Raw genomic sequence first — 14,413 nt, forward strand, 5'->3', positions numbered from 1 at the left:
ATCCCCCACTGATTATTAGTTGAACCAATCGGACTTTTACGGACAGTTGATCCCCCACCTAACTTCTTTGCTTCCGCTGAATTTTGAGGTGGGGGTCTTACTGCCCGTTAAAGCGGGATAAAAATTCGAAGCCTAATATAAAAGCGATTTTAGTTTCAAAATGAAGACTTGATCTTTAAAGCTCTCTTGGCTATTAAAAAGCTCATTTTCCGATTTTATGTCACTTTGAATCACCTCCAGCATCAGTATAACCTTGAAGGCACGCTGTTGTACGCATTTTGGAATGTAACAGCAAGATATCAAAGTTACGATGACAAGTTTTTATGTAATTATACGTAATCAAATCTGCACGATTTGAGGAAAAGAACAATCTGTAAATCTAAGGGTATCAAGTTTGAATTCAACTCGTCCAAATATACACTTGGATTGGAACGATACTTTTATAGCGATGATATATCAAGTTACCCTTTCCTAGGATTCTTCAGAAAGAACAGCGTATTTTTTCATATTAGGTGTTATTTTGTTTTGTTAGTTTAATAGCGATGTAGCACTCCCCTTTCAAAATAGTAAAGTATAAACATGAAAAAACTCCCAACAAATTTTGTTAGGAGTTTTTTCAAATACGCGATATTTATTTAATCTTCATTATTGAGTTCTATTGTACCTGTTCTAGCACTAACCTTTAAAATATTTAACAAATTATCAGGTGTCTTGATTTCTACTTCATATTCAAATTTTGATTGTGCTAAGTTATCATCTTCTAATTCGAATTCTTTTTTCACATTAATAATTTCTCCATTTGTATGAGCTAAAGAAATTTCACGAACTTGTTTCTCTGTGTAGTTTTCATTCTTTTTTGCATAATTGTAACCCATACCATAATATCCACCGACAATAGCAATACCACTTACTAAAATAGCAATTACACTTATAATTATTTTCTTTTTATGCTTTAACATTTTCATCCACTCCTTAATGATTAATCCTCTATTCCAAATCTTGCTTCAAGCGCATTTTCTGCTTGCTCTAATTGATCTTCCAGTATATCGTGTTCTTTTTCTTGCGTTTGATATTGTTCAACAGTTATCGTTCCAGCGTGATAATCTGCTTCTAGCTGATTATCAGATAGATCTATCTTGTCATCCAATTGGTCAATTTCTTTTTTTGCTGCTAAGTACGTATTTAAGTTATCTTCTTTTGCTCCAACTGGTTTCGTTTTATTTGCCTTTTCTACAATAGATGCGACTTCGTTTTTGAAATCTTGTGTTTGCTTCGTATCATTTGTAGCAGCTTGTGTTTTGTTTGGTTCTTGTTGTAGTTGAGCGACTTCTTTTTGTAATTTATCATTTTCCACTTTCAGTTGTTGTACTTCTGTATTGTTATCAGGTTGAGTAGAACAAGCTGTTAAGAATAAACAGGACATTGCTCCAATCAGCATCCATTTTCCCATTCTGTTTTCCTCCCTTTACATGTGCACCTTATCCTTGCCTTTATATTACTGAACAAACATTAAAGGAAGATTAATGTACAAAAAAATAAAGTGAAGGCTTTTACAGGCAGTTAATCCCTACCTAACTCCCTCGCATTCACCAAATTTTGAGGGAGTAGTCTTACTGCCCGTTAATGCGGGATAAAATGATATAATTAACTAGTTTCTAATCTTTCTTTAATGTTTTGGAATTATAGTGATACATATTAATAAGAAGAAAAGGAGAATGTTAATGCGAGTTCTTATTGTCGAAGATGAACAAGACTTACAAAATATATTGGTGAAACGATTAAATGCAGAACATTATAGTGTCGATGCATGTGGGAATGGAGAAGATGCCCTGGATTATATAAACATGGCTACCTACGATTTGATTGTCCTTGACATTATGATTCCCGGAATAGATGGTTTACGCGTATTACAAAGATTACGCGCGGACAATAATGCAACTCCTGTCTTGCTTCTTACAGCTAAAGATACAATTGATGATCGTGTAACAGGACTCGACTTAGGTGCGGATGATTATTTAGTAAAGCCGTTTGCTTTTGATGAACTGTTAGCAAGAATTCGAGTGTTAATGCGAAGAAAAACAGGAAATACATCTAATGTGTTTGAAATCGCTGACCTAGTGGTAGATTGCAATATGCATAAAGTAACACGAGGAGACCAAGTTATCACTCTTTCCAGTAAAGAATTTGCTATTTTAGAATATATGATCCGTAATAAAGAAGTTGTGCTGACACGAGATAAAATTGAGCAACATGTGTGGAATTACGACTATGAAGGTGGCTCAAATATTATTGATGTTTACGTCCGCTATCTTCGCAAAAAAATTGATAGCCAGTTTGAAACAAAGTTAATTCATACAGTACGAGGAACTGGTTACGTATTGCGAGTAAAATCATGAAAAGACTATCAATAAAAATGAGAGTAACCCTGTGGTATACGGGGCTAATTGTAATTATTATGGCACTCGTGTTAGCTTTTATTTTAACTTCTTCAGATAAAGTTTTGCTTTTTAATATGAAAAATCAATTAAAGAGCACAGTAAAAGAAAGCATGGAAGATATCGAATATAAGCATGGGCAGTTAAAGATTGACGATGATTTTGAAACCTTAGAAGATGGAGTAAATATAAGCATTTATAGTAAACAAGGTGAGCTGTTGGTAGGACATAGTCCAACAAGCTTTAATAAAAAGATATCGCTTAAATCCGATGAAATACAAACCATTAAAGACAGCAATAAAGAATGGATAGTATATGATTTTCTCCATAATGCAGGCGGCGATGAGCAAGTCTGGGTTCGTGGAATAATGACTATGAACCAATTATCTTCAACGATGAATACGCTTATCGTGGTAACAATCATCTCATTCCCATTACTTATTCTTATTGCGGCATTCGGAGGATATTTTATCACGCAAAGGGCGTTTCGACCTGTGCAACAAATGAGTGATTCCGCCAGTAAAATTGGTGATGGTAAAGACCTTTCGAAGAGAATTAATTTACAAGGTTCACCGAAAGACGAAATGTATCATTTAGCACAAACCTTTGACAAAATGTTTGAGCGATTGGAGACATCATTTGAAAGTGAAAAACAATTTACATCTGACGCATCTCATGAATTAAGAACACCAACATCTGTTATTATTTCACAATGCGAATACGCTTTATCGCAGAGGAATAACCCGAAAGAAATGGAAGAATCGTTAGAAGTAATTTTAAAGCAATCACGTAAAATGTCCGCTCTAATCTCACAACTTTTATTATTAGCAAGAGCTGACCAAGGAAACCATAATACTTTCCAATTTGAATGTATCAATATGAGTGAATTAACGGAAATCGTTGTAGAAGAACTTTCATTAATGGTTCAAGAAGCTTCGATTGAATTAACAACTAATATAGAGGAAGACCTGTTTATTAAAGCAGATCAAACATTGATGATGCGTTTATTAATGAATTTACTAACGAATGCGATTGCTTATAGTAAAGCGAGCGGAACTGTGCATATGCAACTATTCCGTGATGAAACCAACATAATAGGTAAAGTCTCCGATAATGGCATCGGCATAAGCGAGCAACATATTACTAAAATATGGGACCGCTTCTATCGAGTTGACGCAGCACGAACATCTTCAAACATCGGAAACACAGGTTTAGGATTGTCGATGGTAAAATGGATTGTCGAACTACATGGAGGAGAAATTACAGTTGAAAGTAAATTAGGAGAAGGCAGTACTTTTACATTTAAACTACCAATTGAAAAAAGAGCATAATTTATGCGCGTCTGTCGCTTCAGAATAAAGATTGATTCGAAGGCTCTCTTCAATCCTTATGTAAAAATAACTGACGCATTTTAAACATCATCGGTTTTATCATTTTGGACAATATATTCTGTTAAATTAATATACATGCGAAAAAACTATCAAAATAAAACCCCAGAAATCCAACGGTCTCTGGGGCTTCATTATATATTTAGCTCTTTTTGCTTTTTGTTTTGTTTATGTCTATACAGTAACTTTCGACTTATTAGAGAAATCACTAATAAGGTCAGAATTAATAAGATAAGTTGCATAAATGATAAATCAAAATATTTAGCACCTGTAACGATTAAAAGTGTAGAAATCGTGCCTTTTACAACGAAAAAAATAATAACCCATAACCCGCCTTTTTTCCAGTTCATTTTATATTACCCTTTCCTACGTTTAAATTCTTAAAATATTTAATGATAGTTCTTAAATGTGAAAACTTAATAGAAATCTATTATATTAAAAAAAAATTCATGTCTAATTAAATGCGACGATTCTATATTAAGTGAAAATGATATTCATTGTCAATTTTATTGACTATTTGAATACTTATTCTTAATCTCTTTCTACTTTGTTTCTTATAAGCAATACACTTTTGTATTCAAACAAAAACACCTCCATTACATTTGCACACTTAGTATGCGAATGCAAGAGGTGTTTTTTCATATAACATCAGGTAAGATTTCCTACTTTGTTTATTTCTAGATACGTAGCTATTTTTTAGTACACAATTACTGGATCATACGTGTTCAAACTATCATATACAGTTTTTGCAACATTAGGAAGAAGGTTCACACACCCGCCTGATCCACCTGTTAAATATGCATTATTTGCCCAGTCTTTTCGCCAGCCGGCATCGTGGAATCCTTGACCGCTATTTGTGAATGGAACCCAGTAATCTACTTTAACCGCATAATCAGCTTTCCCTACTGCGCTACCTCTTAGCGTATATGGTGTTCGTTTGTATAAAACGTACCAAACACCTGGTGATGTATCTTCACCCGTGCTATGTTTACCCGTTACTACATTTGTTGTAACGACTAATTTCCCATCTTTGTAAATCCAAATTTGTTGCTCTGCAATTGAAACTTCCGCATACGTGTCTCCGATGCCATTATTCGATGTTGTTTTATAACCGATACCTTCCTTCTCCCAACCATTTCCGTGAATATTAGAAGCAGAAAGCGACTTTTCGCCTTTCTCAAAGGCTTGTTGAACTTGTTTAGTTTCTTTTTCAACATCTAGTGCCCAGCCGTAGCCTTGCCCTTTTACTGATATGACTGAACCGGAATGCGTTTTAAATGAGAAATCTTTATTTAATGTTGATTTGGCATTATTAATTTCAGTAATTTTCTTCTTAATGTCACTCGCATCAATTGTAACTTTCATATCCTTTGACATAGAGGCATTTTGAATTAAATCTTTCGCTTTTAAAGGATAAACTTCATCCTGCACTTTATACTCAACAGACTGCCCAAGAAGATTCTGTAGTGCTTTCTCCTCTTTTTTGACAATCGGATCGTCTTCTTTAATAGGTTTTATGTATGCAGACTTCAGATAAATTTCGCTTTTATATTTTTGCTTATCGTAATCTTTCAGTAGACTAGTAACGTCATACTGTTTTCCTTCAACACTTTTCGAAATAACAATTTTCCCTTGTTCTAACTTCGCCATAGCATCTTGAGGCGCTTTTAATTTTTCATTCATAGAGATGAGCGTTTCTTCTACAAGTTTTTTCATCGTTTCACTACGATACTGATCTGCCTTCTCTGGTAGTAATGAATAATTTTCTCCCTTTGAGGAAGGGAAAAATGTCCACTGACTTTTTAATAGTTTCTTAACTTGAGGCAAATCTTTTTCCGTAAGTTCCGTTTTTGTATCTTTTTCATCTAAAATTTGTTGTTGATCAACATAGACTTTGTTTGCTAGTCCAGATGTCTTTAATTTCTGTATCGCCTGATCAGCGCTCAGACCACCAACTTTTGTGTCATTAATTGTAACATTCGAATTGAAGTGAGTTGCCTGATAATAACTCATTCCCCCAATAAGAAGTGCAATTACACCAATACCCACTGCGATAAACTTCCAATTTGTATAACGTTTTTTTGATCTTACTCGTTTTTGATCAATTTCTTCAACTGATTCATTTGTTGTATTGTTGTTCATCAATCTTTCCCCCGTATGCATTAACGTCAAACGATTTTCAACTAAAATCATAGACTAGTGTACCTTATTTTTCCTAAAATTTCATTATTTCCGACCACATTTTATCGCAATTTAATAATTAAATTTAGATTTTTTAATAGTACGATGCATTGAACAGCCCTTTACAAGTCATAAAGTGAAACTTAAATCAACCGTCACACCAAGAGATTTAGCTTAATATTCTAGGGGGAAATTTTTCTCTTTACGTAAAATACGAATTATATTATCCATTTTTATGAACATCACCCCCTAATTTTGTCAAAAAAATAAACGATAGTCCTTCTACATTTTTGATAAAAGGACTATCGTTTTTTCAGTTAGAGTATTTGTATAATCGTTTAACTTTTTATTTCCTGAAGGTCTAACGTGATGAAGATGATGAAATTTCATCTCCAAGCCTTTAAATGAAAGCATTATGTTTTTTATGGCAACCAAGTTTATTTTCTTAGCTTGATGTCCCCCACATATCCAGCAGCCTAAGATGAAATAAGAGTCTGTTCAACTAGATTTTTTCTAATATTTTTAGGAGCATCTTATTTCACCTCGTCATATTTCACTAATTGAATTTAAAACACATCCGTATGCTATTTAGTAAAATTTACGATTCGAGACGTAATTATTGCAGTAGCCAAGATAATAATAGCGGTTATCAAACCAGATTCTCCAATCCAAATCTCAGTTTGATCTCCTGTACTTGCACGTGCGAAAGGTCCTTGAATAATGGCATTCCAAGTGGTATGAATGATAACCGAAGGCCAAACGCTACCTGTGATAAGTCGTAAATAAGCTGTAATATAACTGAATGGCACAATACAAAAATAGATGCCAAGTACTGAAAGTAGGGCAGATGCTCCCTCTACATATAGACCAGCAATAACAATTGGAACATGCCACGTTGCCCAAATCAATCCGCTAATAAGGATTGGGCGTGAAAACTCTGCATCGATTAGTCTTGTAAGCATATAACCTCGCCAACCCATTTCTTCTCCCATAACTGGAATTAAGTTAAGCAAGCTACCTAAAACTCCGCTCAATACTACTATAAAAATGAAACTTAATGGTATCGGTAGATACTGAAATCCAAGTATATGATAAATAGGTTCTAGCATACCACCTTGCGGGGGCTGAAACCTCGCAATTCCGCTCAACCAGGCGATAGAATAAGTAATTCCACAAATAATCATAGGTATTAGCAGCGCAAAACCAATCCCCTTCCATATCTTTAAGTTACCGAGACTAAAAGATACATCTTTAAACCCTTCTTTCAATATTATGCGAGTCAAAATAGAAGAAAATGCTGGGGTAAACATATATACCACAATAAGTGGCATACTTTTAGTAATCATTACTAGTACATTTAGGATAATAGAAGTAATGGTTAAGATACTTAGAAAGAGTTGAAGTCCTATTTTAGCACGTTGGATTTTATCTTTATTGTGGAATGCTTCTCCGTGTAATAACATTGTAATCCGCCCTTCCCCTTTTATTCATTTGTTTATCAAATTTACTTCCTGTCATTTCAACAGCTACAACTTAGAATAAAAATATTTTGACATACAGATCATTCATCTTTAAAATCCCTCCCAAATTCATAATCTAGTCTTACTTGCGATTCAACAATTTAATTATTATTTATAAACTGTCATAGCCGATAGTACAAAAGTGTAATGATTAACCTATGACTTGTGTCAATTAATCTTATGACAATATGTAACTAGAAAATATGATATGGAATAAATAACAATTGAATTAAGGCAATTGATTCGTGCAAGTACATGAATCAATCTTGCTTTTGAAAATAATTCAATTGAGGTGGGCAAAAATGAATAAGAAAAGAATGATTGCAATGGTTAGTACAGCTTTATTAGTCACAGGATGTGTGGAAGTAGGAAACGCTCAAACAGTAGCAGTCGAAAATTCAGGTCAATCAGTCCAAAAAAATATAGTTAAATCCATACAATCACAGGCTAACCCATTAAAAACGATAGAGCCGTCAAAACCATTTGAAGATCTAAGACCACTTAAGAAAATGATTGGGAGCGCGCAATATGTAGGATTAGGAGAGAATACTCATGGAAGCTCTGAAATTTTTACTATGAAGTTTCGCCTTGTGAAATATTTGGTTACTGAGATGGGTTTTACGAATTTTGCAATGGAAGAAGATTGGGGAAACGGCTTAAAACTAAATGAATATATCCAAACAGGAAAAGGAAACCCTAGGGAATTTTTAAAATTGTTATATCCTACTGATGAAATTATAGCCATGATTGAGTGGATGAAAGATTATAATGCTGATCCATCCAATAAAAAAAAGATCCAATTTATTGGGCTCGACTTAAAAACGTTGGACCAAGATAGCTTTAATAAAGTAATTGATTATGTAAGAGTGCATCGACCAGATTTGCTGGCAGAAGTAGAAGAAAATTATAAAGAATTGTCTTCTTTTACTGGAAGTATACAGGAATATATGAAACTTGCTCCTGAAAGGAAAGAGAAGTTTAAAGCAAACGCTGAGAGAGTAGCCCGATTACTAAAAGATGAGAATGAGCAAGCCAACATAGAAATAATTCCATCCGAGTACATCTGGGCGAAAGCAACGGCAAGTGCAATAGAGAAATTTACCACAATGCTACTTCCTAACGACTATCCAAGTATGATAAAGCTACATGAGCAATACTTGGCCGATCATGCGATGTGGGCACAAGAGACATTTGGTGGTAAAACGATGGTATGGGCACACAATATTCATATAGCTAAAGGAATTATCGATGAGAAATTATACCCTTATGTTGCGGGGCAATTTTTGAAGGAACGTTTAGACAATAATTATGTCACAATTGGTAGTACAACTACGGAGGGGAATTTTACCTTATACAGCGAATATGATCCTTCCACTGGAGGTAAGATTACAACCGACACTATTCCACAAGATGTAAAAAGTTTCAATTATACTCTCGGAAAAGTGCCATATAAAATGTTTTTATTGGATAACCGTCACCTTAAAGGACAAGCAGAAAAATGGGTTAAAGCAAAAAGACCATTACTAAGTATAGGGGGACAAATCCTCCCGAACAGTTCGGTGTACTTTGATACTTCATTGCTTGAGCAATTTGATATTATTTTTCATATTCGAAAAACAAGTCCATCTCATATTAAATAAAAGTACAAAACAATCCCGTTCTTGCAGATGTAAGAACGGGATTGTTTTGTGGTGGATTAATAAAAGCATCTTTTTTAACCAGAAGTAAGCTGCTCTCCCCTTTTTAACATCATTTAGAACTGTCATATGACACTTTTACACTAGTGAGAATGACAAAAAAAGCAGTATGATGCGGTTATTACATAGATAGGAGCGATGAACTTTATGAAATCAAGATTCATCCAGAATGGTTATTTTTTATTGCTAACTTTCGTTACAGGATTGTTTTATTTTTATTTTTATCTAATAGCTCTGCTATTTAGTTTAACCCTTTCATTTACTGTTGTTGGAATTCCATTAATTATGCGTGTACTACAGACTACCACACCCTTTATCCAATTCGAGCGCATACAGACGAAAATTTATACAGATATTTCAACAGACTCTTACGATAGAAGTATAACAATGGATACATCGAACTGGGCTCAGGTGAAATTAGTGCTTACAGATCGTCGCACTTGGTGTGCTATCTATTGGTTAATGCAGAAATTTGTGATTGGCATTTTCAGTCTCATTAGTGCAATCATTTTTTACGTAATGCCACTTATGTTCTTGTTGGCACCACTACTGTATCGATACATCGAGATGAACATTATATTCATACAGATAGATACTTTTGCCAAGTCACTCTTTGTAATGTTTATGGGTATAGTATTTACCGCCATAAGTATTAGAATAGTAGAAGGTTTGACAAAGAAAATTGGAGGCTATACACGTAGTATGATTCGGCAACTAAATCAATAGCAGTTTGCAGTCTGTGAGTAGTATCGCAGGTTTAAATTAAAAAGTATAATAAGGTATGAAGGATTAAATTATAATATATGAAGTAAAAAGGTAGGCTATTTAGGGGGTAAATGACTTGTTAGATATGGTTAAGTATTGGTTTTGGTATGATTGGATTATGTTAGGGATACGTCTACTTACTAGTGTATCTATCATTCTAGCTACATTAAATTTTCAGGATGGTTTAACATTACCACTTTGGATTATTATTCTTTGGGAAATTATTGCCTTCTCAATTCCATGGGTAGCCTTACTATTCAATTATAAATATTATTTGTTCACAGAAATACTGCTGTATGGTGGACTATGTATATATTTAACCTCATTATTTCCAGGAGCTTACAACACATTTCTTATATCAGTGTTTCTAATTGCTGCGAATAGTAAGCATTTGTCCTATTATTGGACAGCTCCAATAACAGTTTTTATAACAACTGGAATTTTCTATGCAGTTGCGCCAAGTAATAGCTATTGGGTTATGGTCACCTATTATGGATTCGCGTATGTAATGGGCTTCGCTTTTCATTTATTAATCGTCAATCATAAGCAAAATGAAGCGATTCGTAAACAAAACGCGGTACTTGAGCAATATATGTCTCAGATTGAACGCATTACACTGGCAGAGGAACGAAACAGACTGTCGAGTGAGCTTCATGATACTGTTGGTCACGCCTATACTTCTATTATTATGGGAATGGAAACGTTGCGTACCGAACTTGCTACTGAAACGGGTATACAAAGGCTAGATTCTCTGCTTGAAATGGGACGTAAAAGCATCGAGGACGTGAGAGGTTACCTACATCAAATGGATTCTCCGTGTCAATCGCCTTCCTTAATTCAATCTCTACAAAATCTTGGAGCCGAATTTCAGGAGCACGCTCAGGTAAATGTAAGTTTTCGGGCATACGGAGAGGAATATGAATTATCTCGGCAAGCGAAAATCGCGTTCATTCGCTGCTTACAAGAATCTCTTACAAATGCAGTACGTCATGGTCAAGGGACTGAAATTATAGTTACATTGCAGTTTGAACAACAATATACGAGATTAGAAGTTCAAGATAATGGAAAAGGAAATGTAGAATGGCAAGAAGGCTTCGGTATGAATGCGATGAAAGAGCGGGCAATGAATTTGCAAGGTCAATTGTCTGTATATACAAAGCCAGATGAAGGAATGCTTGTTACATGTACCATACCGCGACAAACTGAAATAAAAGATGGACTTATTCGTTTGTTAATTGTAGACGACCAGCCATTTGTTCGGGAAAGTTTGAGGACACTACTCGATAGATATGAAGATTTAAATGTAATCGGTTTGGCCGAGGATGGCAATGAAGCCATCGATTTGTGTGGGCGCCTTCAACCCCATGTTATACTTATGGATTTAGATATGCAGCACATGGATGGAGTCGAAGCAACCAAAAAGATTAAGCAACAATGGCCACATATCCGCATATTGATTTTTACCACTTTTCAGGATACCGAACAGGCGTTGGAATCGCTTCGCAACGGTGCGGATGGTTTTTTACTCAAATCTATTGAAACATTGGAGCTAGCTAATACGATCCGACTTATTCACAAAGGTGGGACACTGATTGATCAGGGAATGTCTCACAAAATATTTGAGAAATTTGATGAGCAAAAAGAGACACCACAATCAAAAGCAACCGCTTATGAGCTAACAGCTAGGGAGATAGAAATATTGCAACTAGTAGCCAAGGGACTTCGATACACTACCATAGCATCAAGGTTATATTTATCGAATGGTACGGTCAGAAATTATGCTTCCACAGCTTATACAAAGCTAGGAGTCCGCAACAAAGAAGAAGCTGTGCAAAAGGCTCTAGAAATTGGAATTATTGAATAAAAAAATGTTTTTTGTTTCTTTACAGCAAGGTAAAATGTAGTTACAAGGTACAGTAAAAGATAAAGTGAAACTTTAATCAGTGGGGTTTGTTCATCCCCACTGATTATCAGCCCTCACCAATCGTGCTGCCCGTTAATGCGGGATAAACAACATCATTACATTAATCTTTTTTAGGGAGTACAATTCCTTTAAATAATTGAACAGTAATCCAGTAATACATCGAGTAAATTACTACAAAAATAACAAGTGGTAACCAAATGCGAGAGTACGGATCGATTACAAGAGGGCTAAACATGTTCATACCAACTAATATATGAGTAATCCCTACAATTGCTGGGAATAAGAATATTAAGAATAACTCTTTATAAATTGATTTTGTTAATAACTCTCGGCGAACACCAATTTTATGAAGCATTTGATAACGTGTTACATCTTTTGATGCTCCCGACAGAACTTTAAACATTAAGCAGCTTGCCATCATTGCTAAAAATGCAATTCCAACGAAGAAACCCATAAACATTAGTCCGCTGGCAAAATCATGACCCATAATATATGCTTGATACTTACTATCCAATTCTTCCGCTTTCACATTTTTATATTTTGCTATTTGTAATTCATCAAGTTTTTTCCATTCTTTTATGTATGATCCAAAATCATCTGTTTTCCCCATAAACACAATACTTTCTTTACCCTTCAATCCATTGTATATGTTATAATCTACAATTTTCATTTCATAATCAGGATATAAATAATTGGGCTGGATTGTTCTGAAAGCCTGAATCCATTGTTTTGTGTCTGTCTCTCCTTCAGCCCGTTTTATTGAAAATGCACCAATGGGTAATTCCTCTGAAACTTTCTCTATTTTCATACCTTGTATGAAAGGGCGATTTTTCTCTACATCTTCTTTAAGATAATAAACATACTTATCATCCACTTTGTAATGATATTCTAGTTTTTCTTGAAATAAGATACCACCCAAAATTGTCTTTTCTTCCGCTGTTGGATTATGAATGACTGAATCGTAAATTTCTCTTTGCTCTGTCATTTTTAGGATGTTGTTTTTAAATGCCATACCACAAGCAATTCCACCAGCACCAAGAGCCACTAAGATTGCTACTGTTGCAAGCACATTTGTTAGACCATTAATGCGGAAATTTAATTGTGCAAAAGTAAAAGCATTGAGGCCTTTTTCACTACGTTTTTTATTACTCTTTAGCTTGTTAATCATAACTGGGAGAAGTGATCCGAATATAAGGTAAGTACCAACGGTTGCTGAGATTAATCCAACGGCCATTAATCCCAAAACAATTAGCGAATTTGCATATGATATATAAATAAGTGATGCATAACCAATACCCAATAAAAGAATACCAAGGAATGCAACTACAACTGTCATTTTTCCTTTAATGGCAACACGTTCTGTTTGTTCATCAGCATGTACAAGTTGCAGTACAGAGATACGAGATAATTTAATACTATTCATAATTGCAGATAATACAAAGAGTGCAAAGAAGAAGATGCAAGTAATAGCTATAGATGGCAAATAAAATGCTTTATAACCTTCACCAGCAAACTCGAGTTGTTTCATTAATAGCTGACCGATACCTTCTGCAAGTCCTACACCAATTGTAATTCCAATCAAAAGAGAGGTGGCACCTAATATGATTGTTTCGATAAACATAAGTAATGTAACTTTATGCTTTTTTGCTCCTAACATCATATACATACCAAATTCTTTTTGACGAAGAGCTGATAAGAAAGAGTTTGCATATAAAATATAGAAAAATGTGATAATCGCTAACAAAACGGAACCAATTTTAAAGACAGCCACAATATCCCTAATAGAAGAGTTAGATTCAAGGAACGTTTTATTGGATGCTAGCGTTTGAAACATATAAAAAGTTGAAATAGAGACAATAAGACCAACAAGTAAAACAATGTAATCTTGCAACTTACTTTTTAGGCCTGACATAGAGAGCTTAAATAACATGATTGAACTTCCTTCCTTACGCTTTTTGTGTGCCTAAGTTTGCAAGCACATCTAAAATTTCTTTATAGAATTCTTCACGGGTACTACCGCGATGAATTTCTTTATATAACTCACCATCTTGAATGAATAAAATACGTTGACAGTAACTTGCGCTGTAAGGATCATGCGTAACCATCATAATGGATACACCTTGCTCTTTATTTAAGCTTGTCATGGCATCAAGTAAGCTCGTTGCATTTTTAGAATCTAGAGCTCCAGTCGGCTCGTCTCCCAAAATAATTGCTGGTTCATGAACTAACGCACGTGCTGCTGCGGAACGTTGCTTTTGTCCACCAGATACTTCAGAAGGATACTTTTGAAGTATCGCTGTAATGCCTAACATATCAGCTACCTTTTCTACTTTCTTTCCAATATTACGAGATGAAACACCTTGAAGTGAAAGTGGAAGTGCAATGTTCTCATAAATAGATAAGTTCTCTAATAAATTAAAGTCTTGGAAAATGAACCCTAACTTTTGTGAACGGAAATCAGAAAGTTCACCTTGCTTCATTTTCGTAATATCCGTTCCTGCAA

At 34.7% G+C, this 14,413-nt stretch carries 12 protein-coding genes; 5 read left to right on the plus strand and 7 right to left on the minus strand.

What is annotated here, in order from left to right:
* Nucleotides 1-635 precede the first annotated feature (635 nt).
* Nucleotides 636-959 (minus strand): PepSY domain-containing protein, encoded by a 324-nt coding sequence (locus MR170_RS09630; RefSeq protein ID WP_000912131.1) that lies wholly within the window; start codon nt 957-959, stop codon nt 636-638.
* A 20-nt stretch (nt 960-979) separates the two neighbouring features.
* Nucleotides 980-1,450, minus strand: a complete 471-nt coding sequence (locus MR170_RS09635) for a hypothetical protein (protein WP_242308099.1) — start codon at nt 1,448-1,450, stop codon at nt 980-982.
* Between the two features lie 271 nt (nt 1,451-1,721).
* Here MR170_RS09635 and MR170_RS09640 point away from each other — a divergent pair, with 271 nt between their 5' ends.
* The gene (locus MR170_RS09640) at nt 1,722-2,396 is read left to right on the plus strand and encodes a response regulator transcription factor (RefSeq protein WP_242308101.1); all 675 of its coding nucleotides are present in this window, start codon (nt 1,722-1,724) and stop codon (nt 2,394-2,396) included.
* Complete coding sequence (locus MR170_RS09645; protein WP_242308103.1) at nt 2,393-3,766, plus strand: sensor histidine kinase; 1,374 nt, start codon at nt 2,393-2,395, stop codon at nt 3,764-3,766. The genes MR170_RS09640 and MR170_RS09645 overlap by 4 nt, the downstream gene beginning before the upstream one ends.
* Before the next feature lie 191 nt (nt 3,767-3,957).
* On the opposite strand, the gene MR170_RS09650 is transcribed toward MR170_RS09645, so the two are convergent.
* The 3 genes from MR170_RS09650 to MR170_RS09660 all read right to left on the minus strand — a co-directional run bounded on the left by MR170_RS09650 (nt 3,958) and on the right by MR170_RS09660 (nt 7,467).
* Nucleotides 3,958-4,173 (minus strand): hypothetical protein, encoded by a 216-nt coding sequence (locus tag MR170_RS09650; protein ID WP_001104104.1) that lies wholly within the window; start codon nt 4,171-4,173, stop codon nt 3,958-3,960.
* Between the two features lie 346 nt (nt 4,174-4,519).
* Entirely contained in the window at nt 4,520-5,965 is a 1,446-nt protein-coding gene (locus MR170_RS09655; protein ID WP_242308105.1) for a L,D-transpeptidase family protein, read from the minus strand.
* Between the two features lie 623 nt (nt 5,966-6,588).
* Nucleotides 6,589-7,467, minus strand: a complete 879-nt coding sequence (locus MR170_RS09660) for a CPBP family intramembrane glutamic endopeptidase (RefSeq protein ID WP_098137710.1) — start codon at nt 7,465-7,467, stop codon at nt 6,589-6,591.
* Between the two features lie 359 nt (nt 7,468-7,826).
* On the opposite strand from MR170_RS09660, the gene MR170_RS09665 reads away from it, so the two are divergent.
* From MR170_RS09665 to MR170_RS09675, 3 genes are all read left to right on the plus strand, one after another.
* Nucleotides 7,827-9,164: an erythromycin esterase family protein gene (locus tag MR170_RS09665; protein ID WP_050844207.1), complete on the plus strand. Its 1,338-nt coding sequence runs from the start codon at nt 7,827-7,829 to the stop codon at nt 9,162-9,164.
* A 204-nt stretch (nt 9,165-9,368) separates the two neighbouring features.
* Entirely contained in the window at nt 9,369-9,947 is a 579-nt protein-coding gene (locus MR170_RS09670) for a sensor domain-containing protein (protein WP_242308107.1), read from the plus strand.
* A 115-nt stretch (nt 9,948-10,062) separates the two neighbouring features.
* On the plus strand, nt 10,063-11,850 hold the full coding sequence (locus tag MR170_RS09675; RefSeq protein ID WP_242308109.1) for a response regulator: 1,788 nt from the start codon (nt 10,063-10,065) through the stop codon (nt 11,848-11,850).
* Nucleotides 11,851-12,010: 160 nt separating this feature from the next.
* Here MR170_RS09675 and MR170_RS09680 read toward each other — a convergent pair whose 3' ends face one another.
* Together MR170_RS09680 and MR170_RS09685 are read right to left on the minus strand one after the other, a co-directional pair.
* Entirely contained in the window at nt 12,011-13,840 is a 1,830-nt protein-coding gene (locus MR170_RS09680) for an FtsX-like permease family protein (protein WP_242308112.1), read from the minus strand.
* Between the two features lie 16 nt (nt 13,841-13,856).
* Nucleotides 13,857-14,413 (minus strand): ABC transporter ATP-binding protein (locus MR170_RS09685; protein WP_242308114.1); only part of this gene is annotated, 557 nt, incomplete at its 5' end.

This window comes from Bacillus cereus group sp. BfR-BA-01524 (assembly GCF_022662595.1).
GTDB lineage: Bacteria > Bacillota > Bacilli > Bacillales > Bacillaceae_G > Bacillus_A > Bacillus_A thuringiensis_S.

Excerpts from the sequence above, each read along its gene's own strand:
- MR170_RS09630 (WP_000912131.1), bottom strand. The coding sequence starts at position 959 with ATGTTAAAGCATAAAAAGAAAATAATTATAAGTGTAATTGCTATTTTA.
- MR170_RS09635 (WP_242308099.1), bottom strand. The coding sequence starts at position 1,450 with ATGGGAAAATGGATGCTGATTGGAGCAATGTCCTGTTTATTCTTAACA.
- MR170_RS09640 (WP_242308101.1), top strand. The coding sequence starts at position 1,722 with ATGCGAGTTCTTATTGTCGAAGATGAACAAGACTTACAAAATATATTG.
- MR170_RS09645 (WP_242308103.1), top strand. The coding sequence starts at position 2,393 with ATGAAAAGACTATCAATAAAAATGAGAGTAACCCTGTGGTATACGGGG.
- MR170_RS09650 (WP_001104104.1), bottom strand. The coding sequence starts at position 4,173 with ATGAACTGGAAAAAAGGCGGGTTATGGGTTATTATTTTTTTCGTTGTA.
- MR170_RS09655 (WP_242308105.1), bottom strand. The coding sequence starts at position 5,965 with ATGAACAACAATACAACAAATGAATCAGTTGAAGAAATTGATCAAAAA.
- MR170_RS09660 (WP_098137710.1), bottom strand. The coding sequence starts at position 7,467 with ATGTTATTACACGGAGAAGCATTCCACAATAAAGATAAAATCCAACGT.
- MR170_RS09665 (WP_050844207.1), top strand. The coding sequence starts at position 7,827 with ATGAATAAGAAAAGAATGATTGCAATGGTTAGTACAGCTTTATTAGTC.
- MR170_RS09670 (WP_242308107.1), top strand. The coding sequence starts at position 9,369 with ATGAAATCAAGATTCATCCAGAATGGTTATTTTTTATTGCTAACTTTC.
- MR170_RS09680 (WP_242308112.1), bottom strand. The coding sequence starts at position 13,840 with ATGTTATTTAAGCTCTCTATGTCAGGCCTAAAAAGTAAGTTGCAAGAT.